Below are 19,309 nucleotides of genomic sequence, written 5' to 3'. Positions count from 1 at the left end.
TTCATCTAGCCCGGAGTTCCCGGCCTCGCCAAGCCGCGCCGTCTGAGGCTATTTTTCACAGACTCGTGTCCGTTTCCCCGTAACAATCGCCGTCTGCGCCCGTATCTCAGATGTCCGAAAACGCGGCCAAACAGGCTGTTCGCCCGTCCCCGGCCGCCCTACACTGTCAGACCTTCCGAAGAGGATCGCCATGCGCCGCACCGCCCTCGCCTCGCTGCTCGCCGCCACCACCGCACTGACGCTGGCCTTCGCCGTGCCGTCCAGGGCCGCGGAGGATGCCGTCGTGATCCCCGCGCCCACCATGGATGCGGCGTCCGCAACCGGGATCCAGACCGCCGTCATCGCCGGCGGCTGCTTCTGGGGCGTCCAGGGCGTCTTCCAGCACACCGCCGGCGTCGTCAACGCAGTCTCCGGCTATGCCGGCGGCACCAAGGCGACGGCCGATTACCAGACGGTCTCGAGCGGCCGGACCGGCCATGCCGAGTCGGTCGAGATCAAGTTCGACCCGAAGAAGATCTCCTACGGCAAGATCCTCCAGATCTACTTCTCGGTGGCGCACGACCCGACCCAGCTCAACCGCCAGGGCCCCGACTCCGGCACGCAATATCGCTCGGCGATCTTCACCACCTCCGATGAGCAGAAGAAGGTGGCGGAGGCCTATATCGCCCAGCTCAACGGCGCCAAAGTATTCAGCAAGCCGATCGTGACCAAGGTCGGCGCGCTGGAAGCGTTCTACCCGGCGGAGGCCTATCACCAGGACTATCTGACGCTGCACCCGAACCAGCCCTACATCGCCTACAACGACATTCCGAAGGTCGAGAACCTGAAAAAGCTGTTCGCGGATAACTACATTGAAAAGCCGACGCTGGTGAGCGCCAGCAAGGCCACCAACTGATCGCAAGATCACCGAAAACAAGTTCACCAAACAAACGGGAGACCCATGCCCGACACCAAGACGAAAGCCACCGACGACAAGGTCATCAAGAGCGAAGCGCAGTGGCGGAGCGAGTTGTCGCCGATGCAGTACGCGGTGCTGCGCGAGAAGGCGACCGAGCGTCCCTTCTCCGGCGAATATGAGCACGACCACCGCGCCGGCACCTATGTCTGCGCCGGCTGCGGCAATGTGCTGTTCGAGTCCGATGCCAAGTTCGATTCCGGCTGCGGCTGGCCGAGCTTCACCCAGCCCGCGGTCGAGAGCCATGTCGACGAGGAGCACGATGCCAGCCACGGCATGGTCCGCACCGAGGTGCTGTGCTCCAAGTGCAGCGGCCATCTCGGCCACGTCTTCCCCGACGGCCCCGGCCCGACCGGCCTGCGCTACTGCATCAACTCGGCCGCGCTGAAGCTCGAGCCCAAATAACATTGCGCGCCGCCCGGTTCCGTCATGGAACCCGGCGGCGCGATGTGCTTTTCTCTTCTGGCGGTGGGCCGATGCGCGCAATCCGGCAGCCGCCAGGGAGGATGCCATGACGCTTGGGACCATCCTGATCATCCTGGTGATCATCTATCTGCTAGGCGGCATGTCCGGCCGGTTCGGTGGTTACGGCTATGGCATGGGCCATTCCGGCATGGGGATCGGCGGCGTCGTGCTGGTGGTCTTGGTCGTGCTGCTGCTGCTTGGCAAACTGTAAACCATCTAACATATTGAAATTATTTGGTTTACGGCGCTCGCGGAGCTGCCATGCGCGGATTCATCATCTCCCATCGCGGGGGTCGCATTTCTGTCAAAACAGCCTATATTAGAGGGCGAAAATGACATGTGCGGCGGGCCCACTCGATGGTGGCCCCTGCCTTTCAAAACCCCACGCGCTTAAAGCCCCAGACAAGATCACGAGGTCTTTGACCATGCGTCCACTGCGTCCGTTCAACTTCAACACTTCTGCCGAGCTCTTCCCCGCCGCGATCCGCAAGAAGAAGCGTGCAGGCTTCACCTATCGCCGGTTCGGCACCGCGGCCGAAGCCGTGCAGTTCGCGATGGAGCAGTTGCCGACGGATTCGCTGAACGGCGCCTATCTCCAGGTCGAGGAAGCGCGCTTCGACCAGAACGGCATCCGCTCGCTCTATGAGAGCGAAGCCTTCCCGCTGCCCCGCCGCCCCCGGCCGGCGCCGGCCCCCGAGACCGACGCCGACGCGGCATAAGTTTTCGCTAAGCCCGATTTGCGCTGAAAGCGCGATGGCCGAAAGGCCGTCGCGCTTTTTGCTTTTTGGGGCGGTGCTCTCTCTTCTCCCTCTCCCCGTTCTTACGAGGAGAGGGTTGGGGTGAGGGGCTCAATCCGCAAAGACATTGAGAATTGGACGCGCGGAGACTCCCCCTCACCCGGAATTTGCTAACGCAAATTCCGGCGCCTCTCCCCGCAAGCGGGAGAGGCGAAGAAGCGCCACGCTAAATCCGCGGCTGCTTGTCGAGCCAGCGGCGCAGCAGGCGGACGTTGCGCATGTTGGCGCGGAACATGACGTCGAAGGCATCGCCCGCGAACGGCACCATGCCGACCACGCCGTCGACCGCGACATTGCCGAGCATGCGCGCGGTGAGATACCACGGCGCGCCCAGCGCGCGGGCCTCGCGCACCAGCCACAGCGAGATCGCGGTGGTGATGATGTCGCCGACGATCGGGATCAGCCCGATCAGGCCGTCGATGCCATAGCGGATATTCGTGCCGGGCAGGATGAAGGCGACATCGAGCAGCTTTGCGATCGCCTCGATCCGCGCCACCCGCTGCTCCCGCGTCAGATTGCCGAACGGGTTTCCCTGGCCGAACTCGAAGCGAAACTCGCGAAACCCCTGCTCCAGTGTTTCGGGACGGATCTCTTGGCCGTCCTGGTCGATGATCGGCCCGCGCGCTTCGGTGTCCGAAAAACTCCCGCGCGCGCGGGACCCGGAACGGGGTCTGTGCGGAGCAAGAATGTCGTCATCGGACATGGTCATGGCCTTTGGAGAACGCACTGGTGTGGCGGAAGTTGCCGCGCCGCGCCCGAACGTCGCGCGTTCAGGTCTAAGCCGCAGCCGGCTGCGGCTCCTCGACATATCTATGCACGAGCCAGGATGAAAGCACCGCCGGCACGAATCCGACGAGGCCGTACAGGATGAATTGCACCGTGCCCGAATCCGGCCCGCGCGAGCTGTAGGTCAGCGACGCCAGCACGAAGGCGAACAGGCCGACCAGGAGCATCCGCAGCACCGGGCCGATCCGGCGGACATGGATCAGGATGTCGTCGACCGCACCGATCATCAGCGAGGGCAGGAAGCCGAACAAATAGCTGTATTGCAGCGATTTGAAGAACACCGCGAACAGCTTGCCGACCTCGCTGAGATTGGTCTGGGCCCAATAACCGGACTGATAGGTCGTCGTCAGCAGCAGCAGGAACCCGCCGACGAACGGACCGACCAGCGCAAACACCAGATAGCGTTTCATCAAGCATCCTCATCCTTCGCCGCTGTTATAGCAGCGACGCGGGAACCTTGAATAGCGGGGCGCCGGCCCGTCCTGACGGGAACAAGCGGCAAGGCGACGAGTTCAGACAGGACTGAAATTCATACCTGCAGTCAGATTGGAGTTTGTCGATGTCCCGGAAATCCGTCCTTATGGCGACGCTCGCCCTGACAGCCCTGAGCGGCATGTCGATCACGCCTGCTCTCGCGCAGGGCCACATGGGTACGCCGCAGGAGCAGAACGCCTGCTCGCGTGACGCCTCGCGGTTCTGCCGGAAGGACCTCGGCAATGACGGCGCTGTGCAGGCGTGCCTGCAGGCCAACCGGGCCAAGCTGTCGAAGTCCTGCAGCAAGGTGTTTCAGAGCCACGGCATGTAAGGCCGGGAACGATCCCCGGCGCACGGAGAGTGAAGCCATGTTGCGCGACGAACAGCTCTCGATCCTGCGGGACATCAGCCAGTCGGTCGCCTTTGCCGACGACCGACACGGCAAGATCGGCGAGCTGATCGCCGACGGCTACGTGATGAAGGACGGCGATCTGTTCGAGCTCACTGCGAAAGGCGTCACGGCCGTCGAGGAACACCCCGCAGCATCAGGCGCGAGCGACGCGGAAGAAGCGAGCGCGTCGTCCGATCGGTTGATCTGATCTCGCGCTCGCATGCTGCGTGACGGACACGCAACAATTGCGAATTCATTCGAGCGGACCATTGCAGCCGTGTGACAATCGCGCATACTCGAATCGGGCGGCGCAGCACTTTTCGATTCGAACACCACGAGAGATCGAGCGACCACATGCGGGACCAAAGTTCCCGGCGTGAAGGCTGTGACATGCGGCAGATCAAGCCGCGTGCGGCGCCCCAAAACCAAGTGGTTCAAACCACGGAACTCGGGGACGCATTCGTCATGACACGCTACACGACCATCGTTTCGCTCTTCGCTTTCGCAACCACCGCCATCGTACTCCAGACATCGCCCGCACTCGCCTTCTCGTCCGAAGCACAGCAGATGTGCACAGGTGATGCGATGCGGCTGTGCTCCAGTGAGATTCCCGACATCTCGCGCGTCAGGGCCTGCATGGTGCAGAAGAAGGCGCAGGTCAGCCCCGGCTGCCGCGCCGTGATGGACCGCGAGCACGCGGCCGCGCGCAAGCGGGAGGCCGCGGCGCAATAGGCCGGTTCAATCCCGATCGGATCGCTTGAGAGTTCGATTCACCTCTCTCGTCTGGAGAGGTGAAGATCGGTCACGCGCCGGCCCTAGTCGCCCCACTGCGCGAACGCATCGTTGAAGGCGCGCTCGCCGGGGGCGCCCTTCTCGATGGCGATGATGGCGCGGCGCTGGTTGGCGTAGACCAGCGGCACGTCGAACCATGAGCGCTCCTTCAGGAGCTGGACGTTACGGGCGCGGTCGGCGTCGACATTGGAGAGGCCGACCAGGAAGAAGCCGTCGGTGACCTTGACCGCGAGACCGGCGAGCGGCGTGCCGCGCGCCTGCTCGTTCGACTTCATCAGGATGCCCGGCACGTTGGAGATGCTGCCGCCCGGAAAGTCCGGCGGCAGGATGAAGGTCAATTCCGCGGTGTGGCTCGCCGGCAGCGACGAGTCGGTGTTGCGGCGGAACGACATCGTCATCTTGAACTTGCGGTCGGGGATCTCGATGTCGGCGCGCACGGCGACGTCGGCCTTCTGGTTGCCCGAGGCCTTGATCGGTTCGAGCCGCCACACCACCGAGCCGACATATTGCTTGCCCTTCGGGTCGGACGGATCCTCGTCATAGAGCACGACCTTCTGCGCCACCGGCGCGACCGGCTGGTCGCTGGCCGAAGGCTGGCCGACGCGATCCGGAATCTTGGGCTTGCTCTGCGGCTGGGCCGGATCCTTCGGCGCCTCCACCACCTGGGTCGGCGAGGACTTGAACAGGCCGCTCACGGTCTGGATCAGGGGCTTGCCCCAGAGGATCCCGGCGCCGACCAGGATCAGCACGATGCCGACGGCGATCGCGCTCTTGAACGGGAAGGCGGAGCCGGTGCGGGCGCGCTTCTTGGCTTCGCGCTCGGGCGCGACGCGCGGACGCGACGATGGCGGCTGCGGCGTGTAGCGCTCGGCCTCCTCGATCGACTCGTCGTAGGAATAGGGCGCGTCCTGCTCGCCGGCGCGATTTTCCAGGCTTGGCTCCAGCCGGTCGAACTCCGGCGAGGGCGAGGGCACATTGGCGTAGGTGCGACGCGCGGCGCGGTTGGCCTGCGCGGCAGCGCCGCCGAGATCGTTCACGTCGGCGGTGATGTCGCGAAAACCGCGTACGCCCGGTGCCGGCGGCTGAGGCGGCGGCGGCCCGATGTCGGGCGGACGGCGCCCGGGCGGGCGATCGCGTCCGGCCGGGGGAGCAGCCGGCGGCTCCGGCATCGGCGGCGCCGCCGGGGGACCCGGCTGGCGCGACGCGTCGAAACGCGGGGCCCGCGGCGCACGCGGGGCGTCGCCCTGGTCATCGACATTGAAGGACGGGCGGTCGGCACGCGGCGGCGGCGGAGCCGGACGGGTGCGCGGAGCGGCCGGCTGAGACGGCGGCGGGTTGCCCTCGGCGGCGCGGGTGCTGGCCCGGCGGAAGGCGTCTCCGCTGCCGCCGCTGCGGGCGCCGCCACCGGGACCGGGGCGCGAGGCCTCCCGGGCGCGCTGGGCGGCCTCCGATTCGACCTTGCGGACGGCCTCTTCCAGCGACAGCCGTTCGCGGGTGATCTCGGATTCCGAGAGCGGCGGCTGCACGCTGCGGAGCTGTGCGATCAGGGCCGTGCGCGCGCGCTCATAGAGCGCGCGACGGCTTTCGCCGGGAGCGTTGGGGTCCAGGGCGGAAATAGCGCGGGCGATCAGCGGATAGTAATCAGCCATTTCAACTCAACTAGCGCACGTCCCGGTAAGATATCGTTAAGCCTCAAACGGATTTTGCACCAGAATAGTATCCTCGCGTTCGGGGCTGGTGGAAAGCAGTGCGACCGGGCACCCCACCAATTCCTCGATCCGGCGGACATACTTGATGGCCTGGGCCGGCAGGTCCGCCCAGGAGCGGGCGTTGGCGGTCGGCTCCTTCCAGCCCTCGATGGTCTCGTAGATCGGCTCGACCCGGGCCTGGGCGCCCTCGCCGGCCGGGAAGTGGTCGATCTCCTTGCCGTCCAGTCTGTAGCCGGTGCAGACCTCGATCGTGTCGAAGCCATCGAGGATGTCGAGCTTGGTCAGCGCCAGGCCGTTGATGCCGCAGGTCCGGACCGCCTGGCGGACCAGCACGGCGTCGAACCAGCCGCAGCGGCGCGGACGGCCGGTGTTGGTGCCGAACTCGCGGCCACGCTCGCCGATCTTGCGGCCGGTCTCGTTGTCCTGCTCGGTCGGGAACGGGCCCTGGCCGACCCGGGTCGTATAGGCCTTGCACAGGCCGAGCACATAGCCGACCGCACCGGGGCCGAGGCCCGAGCCGGTCGCGGCCTGCGCCGCCACCGTGTTGGACGAGGTGACGTAGGGATAGGTGCCGTGGTCGACGTCGAGCAGCGCGCCTTGCGCGCCCTCGAACAGCATGCGCTTGCCTTCGCGCCGCTTGATGTCGAGCAGCCGCCACACCGTCTCGGCATAAGGCAGCAGCTCCGGCGCCAGCGCGGTCAATTCCTTCAGGATCACCTTGCCGTCGAACTCCGGCAGGTTGAGGCCGCGGCGCAGCGCATTGTGATGCGCCAGCAGCCGGTCGATCTTGTGCGGGAGCGTGTCGAGATCGGCGAGATCCATCAGGCGGATGGCACGGCGGCCGACCTTGTCTTCATAGGCCGGTCCGATGCCGCGGCGGGTGGTGCCGATCGCGGTTGCCGCATTGGCGGATTCGCGGTGCGCGTCGAGCTCACGGTGCAGCGGCAGGATCAGGGTGACGTTCTCGGCGACGCGCAGATTGTCCGGAGAGATCGCGACGCCCTGCGAGCGCAGCTTGGTGACCTCGTCGAGGAAGGCCTGCGGATCGAACACCACGCCGTTGCCGATCACCGACAGCTTCTGGTCGCGCAGTACGCCGGAGGGCAGCAGCGCGAGCTTGTAGGTCTTGCCGTTGATGACCAGCGTGTGGCCGGCGTTATGACCGCCCTGGAAGCGGACGACGATGTCTGCCTGCTCCGACAACCAGTCGACGATCTTGCCCTTCCCTTCGTCGCCCCACTGGGCTCCGACGACGACAACGTTGGCCATTCGCGGGTAATCCTCTGAAGATTTTAGATGCGCCAGCCCAGCTGACGGCCGGAGCCGTTCGCACGCGAGGCAGCCAACCGGATAAAGGAAGCAGCCTCTCTAGGCAAGCTAGAACGGGGCTTTTTCGGGGCTCAAGACGCACTTTAACCCTTTGATATCCCCGTAAAATCCAGAAGCCTTCCATGGCCATTTCGTAAGCTTCGGCCAAAGCGCGAGGCTGATCCGCCGCTGCATGGTCGCGATGCGTCCGCCCCCCGTTGATGCCACTTCGATTTCCGTGTCTTTGGGCATGCCGGGCTATCAGCCGGCCCGAGCTTGCCGGGCCGGTGCCTCGGCGTACTCCACGCGGGGGCCATAACAACCACAATGTCCGCCACCGGCCAGACCACAAGCACCGAATCATCCAGTCACGGCTGGATCGCCAACCAGCCATATCTCCTGCTCAGCATCACCGCGATGTGCTGGGCCGGCAATGCCGTGGTCGGGCGGCTCGCCGCCGGGCACATCCCGCCGGTGACGCTGTCGTTCCTGCGCTGGACCTTCGCATTCCTGCTGGTGCTGCCTTTCGCCTGGAAACATCTCGCCCAGGACTGGCCCGCGATCCGCAGCAGGCTCGGCCTGATGATCGTGCTGTCGATCACCGGCATCGGCGCCTTCAACACGCTGCAATATTGGGCGCTGGAACATACCCAGGCGCTCAACACGCTGCTGCTGCAGTCGGCCGCCCCGCTGGTCGTGGCACTGTGGTCGCTGGCGATCCTCGGCGTCCGCCTCACCGCGGCTCAGGCGTTCGGCGTGGCCCTCTCTATGTGCGGCGTGCTGACGATCCTGCTGCATGGCGATTTCACCACGTTGTCGAACATCGCGTTCAACAAGGGCGACCTCATCTTCATTGTCGCGCTGATCATCTTCGCGCTGTATTCGGTGCTGACCCTGAAGCGGCCGCCGATGCACGGCCTGTCGTTCCTCGCCTTCACCTTCGGCGCCGGCGCCGCCTGCCTCATTCCGCTCGAGATCTGGGAATTGTCCGCGCGTCCGGTGATGAAGCTCGACGGGCCGAACCTGCTGACGCTGTTCTATGTCGCGGTGTTCCCGTCGACGCTCGCCTATCTCTGCTTCAATCGCGGCGTGCGCCTGATCGGCGCCAACCGCGCCGCGCCGTTCTTCCACGTCGTGCCGGTGTTCGGCTCGATCATGGCGATGGCCTTCCTCGGCGAACACCCGCAGGCGTTCCACTTCATCGGCTTTGCGCTTGTGCTGGCCGGCGTGTTCGTGGCGTCGCGGAAGCAGGCGACTTAACTCAACATCGTAGGGTGGGCAAAGCGAAGCGTGCCCACCATGCCAGTTGAAACGGGAAGGATGGTGGGCACGGCGCGCGAAGAGCGCGCCTTTGCCCACCCTACGAATCTCGGTGCGAACTCATCCTGAACTTGCTGTACGCTTCGTTCGTCGCGATGATCACGTGCTCGGCGCAGCCGTTGACGCGATGCGGATCGGCCTGTGTCTCGTAAGCCTCCGACGTCATCATGTCGATGAAAGCCGCAACCGTTGGGTAATAGACCAGCGCAACGAAATCCCAGTCGTTGCCAGCGTGCGGGCCGAGCGCGACCGCCTTCGCTTCGCCGGTCCACAGCAGCGTGCCGCCGCGTGCCCTGATCATGGGCACCGTGATCGCACTGTAACGAAGATACGCGTCCCAGCCCGAACCGTCACCGTCGCGCGAGCGCTGGTGAAAACGCATCAGGTTCAGCATGACCACCGGCGCATTTGCATCGAGCCGCTCCAGGCCCTCGATGTTCAACATATTAACCGCCAATGACACCTCCTCAAGCCATGCCTGCATTGTAGCCTTGCGGCCGCAAGACTTGTGTCACAACAAGAATCCGGCGCAAGGTCGCATCCAACGCCAATGACGATTGCTTCGCCCGCGCCAAAGGCCTCGAATCCGGCCAGTTGGCTCAACAACCAGCCTTACCTGCTGCTCAGCCTGAGCTCGCTGTTCTGGGCCGGCAACATCGTGCTCGCGCGCCATGTCGGCGCGCATGTGCCGCCGCTGACGGTGACCACGATCCGCTGGTTCGGCGTGTTCCTGATCTTGTTGCCGTTCGCCTGGCCGCATCTGAAGCGCGACTGGCCGAACTTGCGCAAGAGCCTGCCGCTGATGCTGTTCCTGTCGCTGGTCGGCTTTGCCTTCAACAACGCGATCTCGTACTGGGCAATGCAATACACCGAGGCGCTGAACGCGCTGCTGATCCAGTCGGCCGGACCGCTGTTCGTGGCGCTGTGGTCGCTGGTGCTGTTCGGCGTGCGGCTGACGGGTGCGCAGCTCGCCGGCATCGCGATCTCGCTTCTCGGCGTGCTGATCATCATCCTGCGCGGCGATCTCGCCGCGCTCGCGAGCATCAGCTTCAACAGGGGCGACATCATGTTCGCTTCTTCGCTGGTGGCGTTCGGGCTCTACTCCGCCTTCATCCCGCGCCGGCCGAAGATCCACCAGCTCTCCTTTCTCTCCTTCACCACCTTTTGCGGCGCGACGATGCTGCTGCCCGCCGCAATCTGGGAAGCCCTAAGCGGCCGTGTCCTGCAACTCGATGGGGTGACGCTGGCGACGCTGGGTTACATCCTGATCTTTCCCTCGACGCTGGCCTATCTCTTCTTCAACCGCGGCGTGGCGCTGATCGGCCCGAACCGCGCCGCGCCGTTCTTCCACCTGGTCCCGGTGTTCGGCTCGGCGATGGCGATCCTGCTGCTCGGCGAAAAGCTCCAGCCGTTTCATCTGATCGGCTATGCGCTCGTGCTCGCCGGCGTCGTGTTCGCCTCTCGCCAGGGTTCTACGGTGAAATAATTCCGCGAGGTGGGCAGCAAACTCCCGTCTTCCGATTTTTGCGAAGAGAAGCTAGGTTCCCCGCCAACGAAAAAGAGGGAACGTCCAGACATGCTGTCATCACTGATCCGCGCACTGCGCGCTGCCGGCGCAGCCGCACTTTGTCTCGCCGCCGCATCCGCCGCGCAGGCCGACAATTATCCGAGCCGCAACATCACGCTGGTGCTGCCGTTCGCGGCCGGCAGCGGCACCGACACCACGACGCGGCTGATCTCGCAGCATTTGTCGCAGGCGCTCGGCGTCGGCATCGTGATCGAGAACAAGGCCGGCGCCAACGGCATGATCGCCGCGACCTTTGTGGCGCGCGCCGCCCCCGACGGCTACACGCTGCTGGTGACGACCAACACCACGCATTCGGCCAATCCCTATCTGCTCAAGAGCCTGACCTACGACCCCGTCAAGGACTTCACCCCGATCGCGCGCACCGGCGATCTGCCCTTCATGCTGGTGGTTCACCCGGAGGTACCGGCCAAGACCGTCGGCGAGCTCGTCGCCTACGGCAAGGCCAATCCGGGCAAGCTGAGCTACGCGTCGGGCTCGTCCTCGGCGATCGTGTCGGGTGCGACCTTTGCGCACAATGCCGGGCTCGATCTCCTGCACGTGCCCTACAAGAGCTCGCCGCCGGCGCTCAACGACGTCATGGGCGGCCGCGTCTCGATGATGTTCGTCGACATCCTGACCGGCCTGCCCCACGTCAACGGCAACGCGCTGCGCGCGCTCGCTGTCACCACCAAGGACCGCTCGCCGCTGGTGCCGAACCTGCCCTCGATGCAGGAGGCCGGCGTGCCGGATTTCGACATCTCGTCGTGGCAGGGCTATTTCGGCCCCGCCGGCATGCCCAAGGAGGTCGTGACCAGACTTAACGCCGAGATCAGGAAGATCGTCGAGAAGCCGGAGATCAAGGCCCAGCTCGCCACGCTCGGCATGGACGCCTTCTCCGGCACGCCGGAGCAGCTCGGCACATTCGTGAACGAGCAGCTGGTGCTGTGGGAGAAGCTGATCACCAACGCGAAGATCGAGAAGCAGTAGGGGGGTCTAGGAAGGTGTCATCGCCCGCCTTGTGCGCAATTGCGCACTGGGGCGGGCGATCCAGTATTCCGAGACGTTGGTGATTGACCCGATGGGCCGCGGCGTACTGGATGCCCCGCCTTCGCGGGGCATGACAGCCGAAAAGTTGAAAAAGAAAAAAGGTGGGCACGACGCTTGCGCGTCTTTGCCCACCCTACGAGTTCCGTGCGTTCGGCTTTACGCCGCGCGGACCTTGGCGAGGAAGCCGTCGACCGCGCTGCGCAGCGCGCCGGACTGGCTGTCCAGCTCGCGGGCGTTGGTGAGCACGTCGGTGGCAGCAGAGCCGGTCGCTTCCGCGGCCGAGGTGACGCTGCCGATATTGGCGTTGATCTCGTTCGAGCCGGCCGCGACCGACTGGATGTTGCGGGCGATCTCGCGGGTCGCTTCGCCCTGCTGCTCGATCGAGGCGGAAATGCCGGCGGTGATCTCGCTCATCTCGGCGATGGTCTGGGTGATGCCGGAGATCGCGGTGACCGCGTCGCTGGTCGAGGTCTGCATCGCCGCGACCTGGGCGGAGATTTCCTCGGTCGCCTTCGCGGTCTGGTTCGCCAGCGCCTTGACCTCGGAGGCCACGACCGCGAAGCCGCGGCCGGACTCGCCGGCGCGCGCCGCTTCGATGGTGGCATTGAGCGCGAGCAGGTTGGTCTGCGCCGCGATCGAGTGGATCAGCTTGACGACCTCGCCGATCTTCTCGGCGCCGGTCGAGAGCACCTGTACGGTGGCGTTGGTGCGCTCGGCATCGCTGACGGCCCGGCTCGCGACTTCGGTCGAACGCGTGACCTGGCGGGAGATCTCCGCAACCGAGCTCGACAATTCTTCGGCGGCCGCGGCAACCGTGCCGACATTGCCGGAGGCTTTTTGCGAGGCGGCGCCGACCGTCGCCGCACGCGACGAGGCGTCGCTGGCCGTCGCGGTCATCGACTGCGCCGTGCTCTGCATGCCGGCGGCGGCCGAGGAGACCGAGCGGACGATGCCGTTGACGCTGCGTTCGAAATCGCTGGCGATGCCCTCCATCGCGCTGCGACGTTCCGCCGCGGCACGCTCCTTGGCATCGGCTTCGGTCTTCTCGAGGCCGCGGATGCGGACCGCGTTGTCCTTGAAGATCTGGACGGTCGAGGCCATCGCGCCGACCTCGTCGCCGCGACCAACCCCGGGAATCTCACCCTCGAGCTTGCCGTCGGCGAGATCCTTCATGCGGGCGCCGAGCAGCTCCAGCGGACGGCTGATGCCGCGGCTGATCAGCCAGGCAACGCCGCCGGCGACGATGACGATGCCGAGCATGGCAAGACCTAGCAGCCAGTAGACCGGGCCCATCTTGGCGTCGATGTCGCTGAGATAGGCGCCGGTGCCGAGATACATGTCGAAACCGGGCACCGCGACGGCGTAACCGATCTTGCTGATCGGCGTTTCCTGGCCGGGCTTCACGTAATCATAATAGAGCAGGATCGAGCCGTTGGCCTTGACGCCGTCCATCAGCTCGACGGAGAGCTTGCGGCCGTTGGTCACGACATCCATGCGGTTGGTGCCGATCTGCTTCGGATCGGGCGCGAGCTGGGTGATGCCGTCATAGGACGTGCCGAACAAATAGCCCGAGCCGTTGTCGTAGGTCATCGCGTTGCCGTAACGGCGAAGGTCGGCCAGCGCCGCATCCTTGGTCAGCTCGCCGGCATCGACGCGTTTCTTCAGCGCCGCGGCGTAGTTGCGACCGAGGTCGACGATCGATTTGGCCTGGTCGATGCGCGCATTCACCATCTCGCGCTTCATCAGATAGCCGGCGAGAACACCGGAGACGCAAAGGCCGAACAGGGTGACGCCGACAAGGATACCGAGCTTGGGGGCGATCTTCAGATTGCTCAACTTCACGGGACAGCTCCGGCAATAATGGGATACGGGCGCGCAAGGGAATCGATAAATTTGATTCAACTTTTAGTGTGTGACCTCTTATCAACCTGTTACGGGCGGCTCCGTAGAAGCCCGGACGGAAGGCCGAAACAGTCGAATAAATCGCCGCAGCGGCAACCGACGATTGTACGCGACCGCTCCGATTTCGCGTAAAAGACGCAAAGGCCCGCCCACAAGGTGCAGGTCACAACAAGAACCGACAGACCAAATCGGGAGCAGGAAATGCCGAAATACAGGGTGGTGACGCCGAAGGGCGCGAGCTTCACGGTCGCAGGCAGCGACTATTCCTTCGAGCGCGAGGCGCTCGATCCGATCGATGCCGAGATCATCGAGGCGCCGGCCAATGAGGCCGAATTCATCGCCGCCGCGAAAAACGCCGATGCCATCTATGCCAAGGGCATCCCGATCTCCAAGACCATCATCGACGCGCTGGAGAGCTGCAAGGTGATCACGCTCGGCTCTGTCGGCGTCGACAGCGTCGACGTGAAGGCCGCGACCGCCCGCGGCATTCCCGTCACCAACATCCCCGACACCTTCATCGAGGAGGTCGCCGACCACGCCATGATGCTGCTGCTCGCCGGCTTCCGCCGCCTGGTCGAGCAGGACAGGATGGTGCGCGATGGGCGCTGGGCCGAGGGCCGGCCAGCGCTGTTGAAGATCCCGCGGCTGATGGGCCAGACGCTCGGCTTCGTCTCGTTCGGCCGCGTCGCGCGTGCAGTTGCGAAGCGCGCCGCCCCGTTCGGCCTGCGCATGATGGCCTACGATCCCTTCATCCAGGAAACGCTGATGTACGACCATGGCGTGATCCCGGCGACGCTGAACGAGGTGCTGTCGCAGTCGGATTTCGTCTCGATGCACGCCCCGGCGAGGCCCGAGGTGCATCACATGCTCACCGAGAAGCACTTCCGGCAGATGAAGAAAGGATCGGTCTTCATCAATACCGGCCGCGGCGCCACCGTGGACGAGGAAAGCCTGATCAAGGCGCTCCAGGAGGGCTGGATCGCGCACGCCGCCCTCGACGTGCTGGAGAAGGAGCCGCCCTCGCACAACAATCCCATCCTCAGCATGGAGAACGTGACGCTGACCGCCCATGTCGCCTCGGCCTCGGCACGGTTCGACGAGGCGCGCAAGCGCCGCGTGGGCTACGAATTGTCACTGGTGCTTCAGGGCATGTGGCCGGTAAGCTGCGTCAATCCGTCGGTGCTGCAAGACACCGCGCTCCGCCGCTGGCAGCCCGTCAGCATGGACCGCGGCCCGAACAGCTAGGCGGCCGGCCGCAAAACGCGCCGGGAATCGGAACGGCCCTTCACCGGCGATCAACGCCGGGAAGGGAGACATCATAGGGAGGAACTGATGAGGAACGACATCACCCGTCGTGATGCCTTGGCTCTGGGCCTGTCCGCTACGGCGCTCGCGGCAACCGGTGTTGCAGCGCACGCCCAATCCACGATCAAGGCCGCGGACGTCCCCGCACCGAAACTGCCGATCGAGAAAGGTGCGTCCTTGCGCATGCTGCGGCCGGTGCGCTTCGTCCAGGCCGACGAAGACGTGTTCCGTGCCAACGCGGCCAAATTCACCAAGGAGACAGGGGTCGAGGTCAAGGTCGACTTCGTCGGCTGGGAGGACATCAACCAGCAGACCGCGGTGACCTCGAATTCCGGCGCCGGCCCCGACATCATCATCGGCTTCTCCGACGCGCCGCACATCTATGTCGACAAGCTGATCGAGCTGACCGACGTCGCCGACTATCTCGGCAAGAAGTATGGCGGCTGGCAGAACCTTGCGAAGGCCTACGGCAAAAAGGCCAAGAGCGATACCTGGATCGGGCTCCCGTTCGGGGCCACCGCCGGTCCCCTGATCTATCGCAAGTCCATCCTCAAATCCGTCGGGTTCGACAAGGCGCCGGACGATCATGCCGGGCTCCTGGACCTCTGCAAGAAGCTGCAGAAGGCCGGCAAGCCCGCTGGCTTTGCGCTGGGCAATGCCGTCGGCGACGGCAACGGCTTTGCGGACTGGATGATGTGGTCGCACAATGCCTCGCTGCTGGATGAGGAAGGCAATGTCACCATCAACAGCAAGGAGACCATCGCGGCGCTGAATTTCGTGAAGGAGCTCTACCCGACCTTCATCGCCGGTACGCCGTCCTGGAACGACGTCAGCAACAATCGCGCCTATTCCTCGCAGGAAATCGGGCTGACGGCGAACGGCGTCTCGCTGTATTTTTCGCTGAAGAACGATCCGGCGACCGCGGCGATCGCCGAGGATTCCGAACATCAGCTGCTGCCGAAGGGCCTTGCACCGATCTCGCCGATGTCGGGACTGACGCTGAACGCCATGGTGTTCAAGCACAGCCAGTATCCGAACGCGGCGAAGGCCTTCCTGCAGTTCATGCTGGAGAAGGACCAGTACGAGCCGTGGCTCAACGCCAACAGCGGTTACTGGTCGCAACCGCTTGCGGCCTACGCCGATGCGGCGGTGTGGAAGGGCGATCCCAAGGTCGCGATCTTCAGGGACACCATGAACAGCACGTATTACGCCGGCTACAAAGGTCCGATTTCGACCGCCACCGGAGCTGTTCGCGCGGACTATGTGACGGTGCAGATGTTCGCCTCGGTCGCGACCGGTGCGGCGACGCCCGAAGCCGCGGCTGCGGAAGCGGAACAGCGCTGCAAGCGGTACTTCCGCAGACAGAGGTAGCGGCCGACGACAACGCGGCCGTCATTGCGAGGAGCGACGCGACGAAGCAATCCAGACTGCAACTGCGGAGACAGACTGGATTGCTTCTGCCTTCGCCAAAGCTACGGCGGACAAGTCGCTTCGCTCGCAATGGCGGTGTGGTAACAGCCTAGAACAGGACAACGACCCGATGTCCGTGACCACCCTCTCCTCCCCCGTACTGGCGCACCGGCAGCAATCCTGGCTGGTGCGGTTGTTCGACTACAAGCCGTTCCTGATCGTGATGTGCCTGGCGCCCGCGATCGGGCTCCTCGCGGTGTTTCTGACCTATCCGCTCGGTCTCGGCATCTGGCTCGCCTTCACCGACACCACGATCGGCCGACGTGGCGTCTTCGTGGGCCTTGAGAATTTCCAGTATCTGCTCACCGATCCCCTCTGGTGGGGCGCGGTGTTCTACAGCGTGTTCTATACGGCGGTCGCGACCTTCGGAAAGTTCGCGCTCGGCTTCTGGCTCGCGCTGCTGCTCAACAACCATTTTCCGTTCAAGAGCCTGCTCCGCGCCATCGTGCTGCTGCCCTGGATCGTGCCTACGGTGCTCTCGGCGCTCGCGTTCTGGTGGATCTACGATCCGCAATTCTCGATCATCTCCTATTTGCTGGTCGACGTGCTGCATTGGCGCACCACCAACATCGACTTCCTCGGCGCGCCCTGGCCAGCGCGCTTCTCGCTAATCGCGGCGAATATCTGGCGCGGCATTCCCTTCGTCGCGATCTCGCTGCTCGCGGGCCTGCAGACCATTTCGCCCTCGCTCTACGAGGCCGCGATGCTCGACGGCGCCAGCGCCTGGCAGCGCTTCCGCTACATCACCTTCCCGATGATGATGCCGATCCTCGCGATCGTCATGACCTTCTCGATCATCTTCACCTTCACGGACTTCCAGCTCGTCTACGCCATCACCCGCGGCGGCCCGGTGAACTCGACCCATTTGCTGGCGACGCTGGCGTTCCAGCGCGGCATCGCCGGCGGCGAGCTCGGCGAAGGCGCCGCGATCGCGGTGTCGATGATCCCGTTCCTGGTGTTCGCGACGCTGTTCTCATATTTCGGCCTGGCGCGCCGCAAATGGCAGCAGGGAGAGGCCAATGACTGATACTGTCGCGCAGCCGGCCGCCGTCGCCAACACACCGCCCGACACCATGGCTTGGGATTCCGGGCTGCGGCGGCTGATGATGATCTACCTGCCACTCGGCTGCTTCGTGCTGATCCTGCTGTTTCCGTTCTACTGGATGGCGATCACGTCGTTCAAGCCGAACGCAGAGCTGATGAATTTTAAGGATCACAACCCGTTCTGGATCACTTCGCCGACGCTGGCGCACGTCAAGCACCTACTGTTCGACACCGCTTATCCGCGCTGGCTGTGGACAACGATGATCGTTGCGATCGGGTCGACCACGCTGTCGCTGATCGCGAGCACGCTCGCCGCCTATGCCATCGAGCGGCTGCGCTTCCGCGGCAGTCCTTATGTGGGCCTCGGCATCTATCTCGCTTACCTCGTGCCGCCGTCGATCCTGTTCATCCCGCTCGCCACCGTCGTGGTGCAGTTCGGCCTGTTCGACAGCCCGCTGGCGCTGATCCTGGTCTATCCGACCTTTCTGGTGCCGTTCTGCACCTGGCTGCTGATCGGCTATTTCAAGTCGATCCCCTACGAGCTCGAGGAATGCGCGCTGGTCGACGGCGCCACGAGGCTCCAGATCCTGCGGCGGATCACGCTGCCGCTCGCCGTGCCCGGCCTGATCTCGGCCGGCATCTTCTCCTTCACGCTGTCGTGGAACGAGTTCATCTACGCGCTCGCCTTCATCCAGAGCGGCGCCAACAAGACCGTGCCGGTCGCGATCCTGACCGAGCTCGTCACCGGCGACGTCTATCAGTGGGGCGCGCTGATGGCCGGATCGCTGCTCGGCTCGCTGCCGGTTGCGATCTTCTATTCGCTGTTCGTGGATTATTACGTCTCCTCGCTGACCGGCGCGGTCAAGGAGTAACGGGCTACGGCGCGCAACCGTCGCGATCGTGCAATCGTGGTAGACTGCTTTCCCTCTTGCCCGCATCCTGCCGCGCCAGCGGCGGGGCGACCGTGAGCGCAGTCGATACTCGCTCCAGAAAGCGAGCATCGCATGGGATCGCCAAAGCTCCATTCAATGTCTCGACGCGGCTTTTGCCTGTGCTGCGTCGGCGCTACGTTCGCCGCCACGGCGGGATGGCTTAGCCCTCGACAGGCCTACGCAGAAGCCCGCGGCCTCGTCAGTCTGATCAAGGACAGCGCGGCAACGTCTCCCATCACGACCTACAAGCTGCGCAACAATATCAGCGTGCTCGAAGGATCCGGCGGCAACATCGCCGTCCTCACGGGACCTGACGGCAAGCTTCTGGTCGATGCCGGCATCGGCGTCTCACGCCCTCAGCTCAGCAAAGCGCTGACCGAACTCGGCAACGAACCAATCGCGCATCTGATCAATACGCACTGGCACTTCGACCACGCTGACGGTAACGAATGGCTGCATGCGGCAGGCGCCAAGATTCTCGCGCACGAAAATACCCGCAAGCACCTTTCCGTCGTTCAGCGGGTCGAGGATTGGGACTACAATTTCCTCGCCCTACCGGCCAGCGCCGTCCCGGCACAGATTTTTACCAAAGAGCATCAGCTCAAGCTCAACGGCGCATCGATCGCCCTGAAATATTACGGGCCCGCGCATACCGACAGCGACATTTCTGTCTTGTTCACCGAAGCAAACGTTCTGCATGTCGGCGATACGTTCTGGAACGGCATCTATCCATTCATCGACTATTCGACCGGCGGCAGCATCGACGGCATGATTGCGGCGTCCGACGCCAATCTCGCCGCGGCCAAAAGCGACACCATCATCATTCCCGGTCATGGCAAGCCCGTCAGCAACAAGGCGGAGCTCCAGGAATTCCGCGACATGCTGGTCGCGATCCGGGACAATGTCGGCAACCTCAAGAAGCAGGGAAAGACGCGAGACGAGACGGTTGCCGCCAAGCCGACGGCCGCGTTCGATGCGAAATTTGGCCAGTTCGTCATCGACCCCGGCTTTTTCACCAGGCTGGTCTACGAAGGCGTGTGACACG

21 protein-coding genes are annotated in these 19,309 nt (G+C 64.4%); 15 read left to right on the top strand and 6 right to left on the bottom strand.

Features of this window, described 5'->3' with window-relative positions:
- Nucleotides 1–190 precede the first annotated feature (190 nt).
- The 4 genes from msrA to ABIA90_RS12745 all read left to right on the top strand — a co-directional run bounded on the left by msrA (nucleotide 191) and on the right by ABIA90_RS12745 (nucleotide 2,139).
- On the top strand, nucleotides 191–895 hold the full coding sequence (gene msrA, locus ABIA90_RS12760) for a peptide-methionine (S)-S-oxide reductase MsrA (protein ID WP_354120112.1): 705 nt from the start codon (nucleotides 191–193) through the stop codon (nucleotides 893–895).
- Between the two features lie 45 nt (nucleotides 896–940).
- A complete protein-coding gene (gene msrB / locus ABIA90_RS12755) occupies nucleotides 941–1,360 on the top strand; it encodes a peptide-methionine (R)-S-oxide reductase MsrB (protein ID WP_354120111.1) in 420 nt (139 codons plus the stop codon).
- A 106-nt stretch (nucleotides 1,361–1,466) separates the two neighbouring features.
- The gene (locus ABIA90_RS12750) at nucleotides 1,467–1,631 is read left to right on the top strand and encodes a DUF3309 family protein (RefSeq protein WP_014492503.1); all 165 of its coding nucleotides are present in this window, start codon (nucleotides 1,467–1,469) and stop codon (nucleotides 1,629–1,631) included.
- 214 nt (nucleotides 1,632–1,845) lie between these two features.
- Nucleotides 1,846–2,139 carry a hypothetical protein gene (locus ABIA90_RS12745; protein WP_063981175.1) on the top strand — a complete coding sequence of 98 codons (294 nt, stop codon included), beginning with the start codon at nucleotides 1,846–1,848 and terminating at the stop codon, nucleotides 2,137–2,139.
- Nucleotides 2,140–2,383: 244 nt separating this feature from the next.
- Here ABIA90_RS12745 and ABIA90_RS12740 read toward each other — a convergent pair whose 3' ends face one another.
- Nucleotides 2,384–2,926 (bottom strand): DUF4112 domain-containing protein, encoded by a 543-nt coding sequence (locus ABIA90_RS12740; RefSeq protein WP_354120110.1) that lies wholly within the window; start codon nucleotides 2,924–2,926, stop codon nucleotides 2,384–2,386.
- 67 nt (nucleotides 2,927–2,993) lie between these two features.
- A complete protein-coding gene (locus ABIA90_RS12735; RefSeq protein WP_354120109.1) occupies nucleotides 2,994–3,413 on the bottom strand; it encodes a DUF5413 family protein in 420 nt (139 codons plus the stop codon).
- A gap of 149 nt (nucleotides 3,414–3,562) precedes the next feature.
- Between ABIA90_RS12735 and ABIA90_RS12730 the strand changes: the two genes are divergently transcribed.
- The 3 genes from ABIA90_RS12730 to ABIA90_RS12720 all read left to right on the top strand — a co-directional run bounded on the left by ABIA90_RS12730 (nucleotide 3,563) and on the right by ABIA90_RS12720 (nucleotide 4,600).
- On the top strand, nucleotides 3,563–3,808 hold the full coding sequence (locus tag ABIA90_RS12730) for a cysteine rich repeat-containing protein (protein WP_071909803.1): 246 nt from the start codon (nucleotides 3,563–3,565) through the stop codon (nucleotides 3,806–3,808).
- Between the two features lie 37 nt (nucleotides 3,809–3,845).
- Nucleotides 3,846–4,076 carry a hypothetical protein gene (locus tag ABIA90_RS12725; protein WP_014492498.1) on the top strand — a complete coding sequence of 77 codons (231 nt, stop codon included), beginning with the start codon at nucleotides 3,846–3,848 and terminating at the stop codon, nucleotides 4,074–4,076.
- A gap of 257 nt (nucleotides 4,077–4,333) precedes the next feature.
- Entirely contained in the window at nucleotides 4,334–4,600 is a 267-nt protein-coding gene (locus tag ABIA90_RS12720) for a hypothetical protein (protein ID WP_247302473.1), read from the top strand.
- 83 nt (nucleotides 4,601–4,683) lie between these two features.
- Here the strand turns inward: ABIA90_RS12720 and ABIA90_RS12715 are convergent, their stop codons facing one another.
- Nucleotides 4,684–6,309, bottom strand: coding sequence for a hypothetical protein (locus ABIA90_RS12715; protein ID WP_354120108.1), 1,626 nt, complete (start codon nucleotides 6,307–6,309; stop codon nucleotides 4,684–4,686).
- Between the two features lie 36 nt (nucleotides 6,310–6,345).
- Nucleotides 6,346–7,638, bottom strand: coding sequence for an adenylosuccinate synthase (locus ABIA90_RS12710; RefSeq protein WP_071909800.1), 1,293 nt, complete (start codon nucleotides 7,636–7,638; stop codon nucleotides 6,346–6,348).
- Between the two features lie 366 nt (nucleotides 7,639–8,004).
- Here ABIA90_RS12710 and ABIA90_RS12705 point away from each other — a divergent pair, with 366 nt between their 5' ends.
- Nucleotides 8,005–8,937 carry a DMT family transporter gene (locus tag ABIA90_RS12705; RefSeq protein WP_166344343.1) on the top strand — a complete coding sequence of 311 codons (933 nt, stop codon included), beginning with the start codon at nucleotides 8,005–8,007 and terminating at the stop codon, nucleotides 8,935–8,937.
- Nucleotides 8,938–9,037: 100 nt separating this feature from the next.
- On the opposite strand, the gene ABIA90_RS12700 is transcribed toward ABIA90_RS12705, so the two are convergent.
- On the bottom strand, nucleotides 9,038–9,442 hold the full coding sequence (locus tag ABIA90_RS12700) for a DUF1330 domain-containing protein (RefSeq protein WP_354120237.1): 405 nt from the start codon (nucleotides 9,440–9,442) through the stop codon (nucleotides 9,038–9,040).
- Nucleotides 9,443–9,547: 105 nt separating this feature from the next.
- Here ABIA90_RS12700 and ABIA90_RS12695 point away from each other — a divergent pair, with 105 nt between their 5' ends.
- Entirely contained in the window at nucleotides 9,548–10,483 is a 936-nt protein-coding gene (locus ABIA90_RS12695; protein WP_354120107.1) for a DMT family transporter, read from the top strand.
- A gap of 90 nt (nucleotides 10,484–10,573) precedes the next feature.
- Nucleotides 10,574–11,551, top strand: coding sequence for a Bug family tripartite tricarboxylate transporter substrate binding protein (locus ABIA90_RS12690; RefSeq protein WP_354120106.1), 978 nt, complete (start codon nucleotides 10,574–10,576; stop codon nucleotides 11,549–11,551).
- A gap of 216 nt (nucleotides 11,552–11,767) precedes the next feature.
- On the opposite strand, the gene ABIA90_RS12685 is transcribed toward ABIA90_RS12690, so the two are convergent.
- Complete coding sequence (locus ABIA90_RS12685) at nucleotides 11,768–13,453, bottom strand: methyl-accepting chemotaxis protein (protein WP_354120105.1); 1,686 nt, start codon at nucleotides 13,451–13,453, stop codon at nucleotides 11,768–11,770.
- Between the two features lie 261 nt (nucleotides 13,454–13,714).
- Between ABIA90_RS12685 and ABIA90_RS12680 the strand changes: the two genes are divergently transcribed.
- The 5 genes from ABIA90_RS12680 (at nucleotide 13,715) to ABIA90_RS12660 (ending at nucleotide 19,305) form a co-directional block, all read left to right on the top strand.
- Nucleotides 13,715–14,758 carry a C-terminal binding protein gene (locus tag ABIA90_RS12680; RefSeq protein WP_354120104.1) on the top strand — a complete coding sequence of 348 codons (1,044 nt, stop codon included), beginning with the start codon at nucleotides 13,715–13,717 and terminating at the stop codon, nucleotides 14,756–14,758.
- 87 nt (nucleotides 14,759–14,845) lie between these two features.
- Nucleotides 14,846–16,189, top strand: a complete 1,344-nt coding sequence (locus ABIA90_RS12675; protein ID WP_354120103.1) for an ABC transporter substrate-binding protein — start codon at nucleotides 14,846–14,848, stop codon at nucleotides 16,187–16,189.
- 169 nt (nucleotides 16,190–16,358) lie between these two features.
- A complete protein-coding gene (locus ABIA90_RS12670) occupies nucleotides 16,359–17,315 on the top strand; it encodes a carbohydrate ABC transporter permease (RefSeq protein WP_071909793.1) in 957 nt (318 codons plus the stop codon).
- The gene (locus tag ABIA90_RS12665; protein WP_247302461.1) at nucleotides 17,308–18,204 is read left to right on the top strand and encodes a carbohydrate ABC transporter permease; all 897 of its coding nucleotides are present in this window, start codon (nucleotides 17,308–17,310) and stop codon (nucleotides 18,202–18,204) included. The genes ABIA90_RS12670 and ABIA90_RS12665 overlap by 8 nt, the downstream gene beginning before the upstream one ends.
- A gap of 132 nt (nucleotides 18,205–18,336) precedes the next feature.
- On the top strand, nucleotides 18,337–19,305 hold the full coding sequence (locus ABIA90_RS12660; RefSeq protein ID WP_354120102.1) for an MBL fold metallo-hydrolase: 969 nt from the start codon (nucleotides 18,337–18,339) through the stop codon (nucleotides 19,303–19,305).
- The last annotated feature ends 4 nt before the right edge of the window (nucleotides 19,306–19,309 follow it).

It is taken from the genome of Bradyrhizobium sp. LA6.8 (genome assembly GCF_040547935.1).
In the GTDB taxonomy this organism is placed as follows: Bacteria; Pseudomonadota; Alphaproteobacteria; order Rhizobiales; family Xanthobacteraceae; genus Bradyrhizobium; species Bradyrhizobium barranii.
This window is presented reverse-complemented; position numbering and strand designations above follow the sequence as displayed.

Coding starts and splice junctions, on each gene's coding strand:
- ABIA90_RS12660 (WP_354120102.1), top strand. CDS start 18,337: ATGGGATCGCCAAAGCTCCATTCAATGTCTCGACGCGGCTTTTGCCTG.
- ABIA90_RS12710 (WP_071909800.1), bottom strand. CDS start 7,638: ATGGCCAACGTTGTCGTCGTCGGAGCCCAGTGGGGCGACGAAGGGAAG.
- ABIA90_RS12665 (WP_247302461.1), top strand. CDS start 17,308: ATGACTGATACTGTCGCGCAGCCGGCCGCCGTCGCCAACACACCGCCC.
- ABIA90_RS12675 (WP_354120103.1), top strand. CDS start 14,846: ATGAGGAACGACATCACCCGTCGTGATGCCTTGGCTCTGGGCCTGTCC.
- msrA (WP_354120112.1), top strand. CDS start 191: ATGCGCCGCACCGCCCTCGCCTCGCTGCTCGCCGCCACCACCGCACTG.
- ABIA90_RS12670 (WP_071909793.1), top strand. CDS start 16,359: ATGTCCGTGACCACCCTCTCCTCCCCCGTACTGGCGCACCGGCAGCAA.
- ABIA90_RS12750 (WP_014492503.1), top strand. CDS start 1,467: ATGACGCTTGGGACCATCCTGATCATCCTGGTGATCATCTATCTGCTA.
- ABIA90_RS12690 (WP_354120106.1), top strand. CDS start 10,574: ATGCTGTCATCACTGATCCGCGCACTGCGCGCTGCCGGCGCAGCCGCA.
- ABIA90_RS12725 (WP_014492498.1), top strand. CDS start 3,846: ATGTTGCGCGACGAACAGCTCTCGATCCTGCGGGACATCAGCCAGTCG.
- ABIA90_RS12720 (WP_247302473.1), top strand. CDS start 4,334: ATGACACGCTACACGACCATCGTTTCGCTCTTCGCTTTCGCAACCACC.
- ABIA90_RS12680 (WP_354120104.1), top strand. CDS start 13,715: ATGCCGAAATACAGGGTGGTGACGCCGAAGGGCGCGAGCTTCACGGTC.
- ABIA90_RS12740 (WP_354120110.1), bottom strand. CDS start 2,926: ATGACCATGTCCGATGACGACATTCTTGCTCCGCACAGACCCCGTTCC.
- ABIA90_RS12715 (WP_354120108.1), bottom strand. CDS start 6,309: ATGGCTGATTACTATCCGCTGATCGCCCGCGCTATTTCCGCCCTGGAC.
- ABIA90_RS12730 (WP_071909803.1), top strand. CDS start 3,563: ATGTCCCGGAAATCCGTCCTTATGGCGACGCTCGCCCTGACAGCCCTG.
- ABIA90_RS12735 (WP_354120109.1), bottom strand. CDS start 3,413: ATGAAACGCTATCTGGTGTTTGCGCTGGTCGGTCCGTTCGTCGGCGGG.
- ABIA90_RS12700 (WP_354120237.1), bottom strand. CDS start 9,442: ATGTTGAACATCGAGGGCCTGGAGCGGCTCGATGCAAATGCGCCGGTG.
- msrB (WP_354120111.1), top strand. CDS start 941: ATGCCCGACACCAAGACGAAAGCCACCGACGACAAGGTCATCAAGAGC.
- ABIA90_RS12705 (WP_166344343.1), top strand. CDS start 8,005: ATGTCCGCCACCGGCCAGACCACAAGCACCGAATCATCCAGTCACGGC.
- ABIA90_RS12745 (WP_063981175.1), top strand. CDS start 1,846: ATGCGTCCACTGCGTCCGTTCAACTTCAACACTTCTGCCGAGCTCTTC.
- ABIA90_RS12695 (WP_354120107.1), top strand. CDS start 9,548: ATGACGATTGCTTCGCCCGCGCCAAAGGCCTCGAATCCGGCCAGTTGG.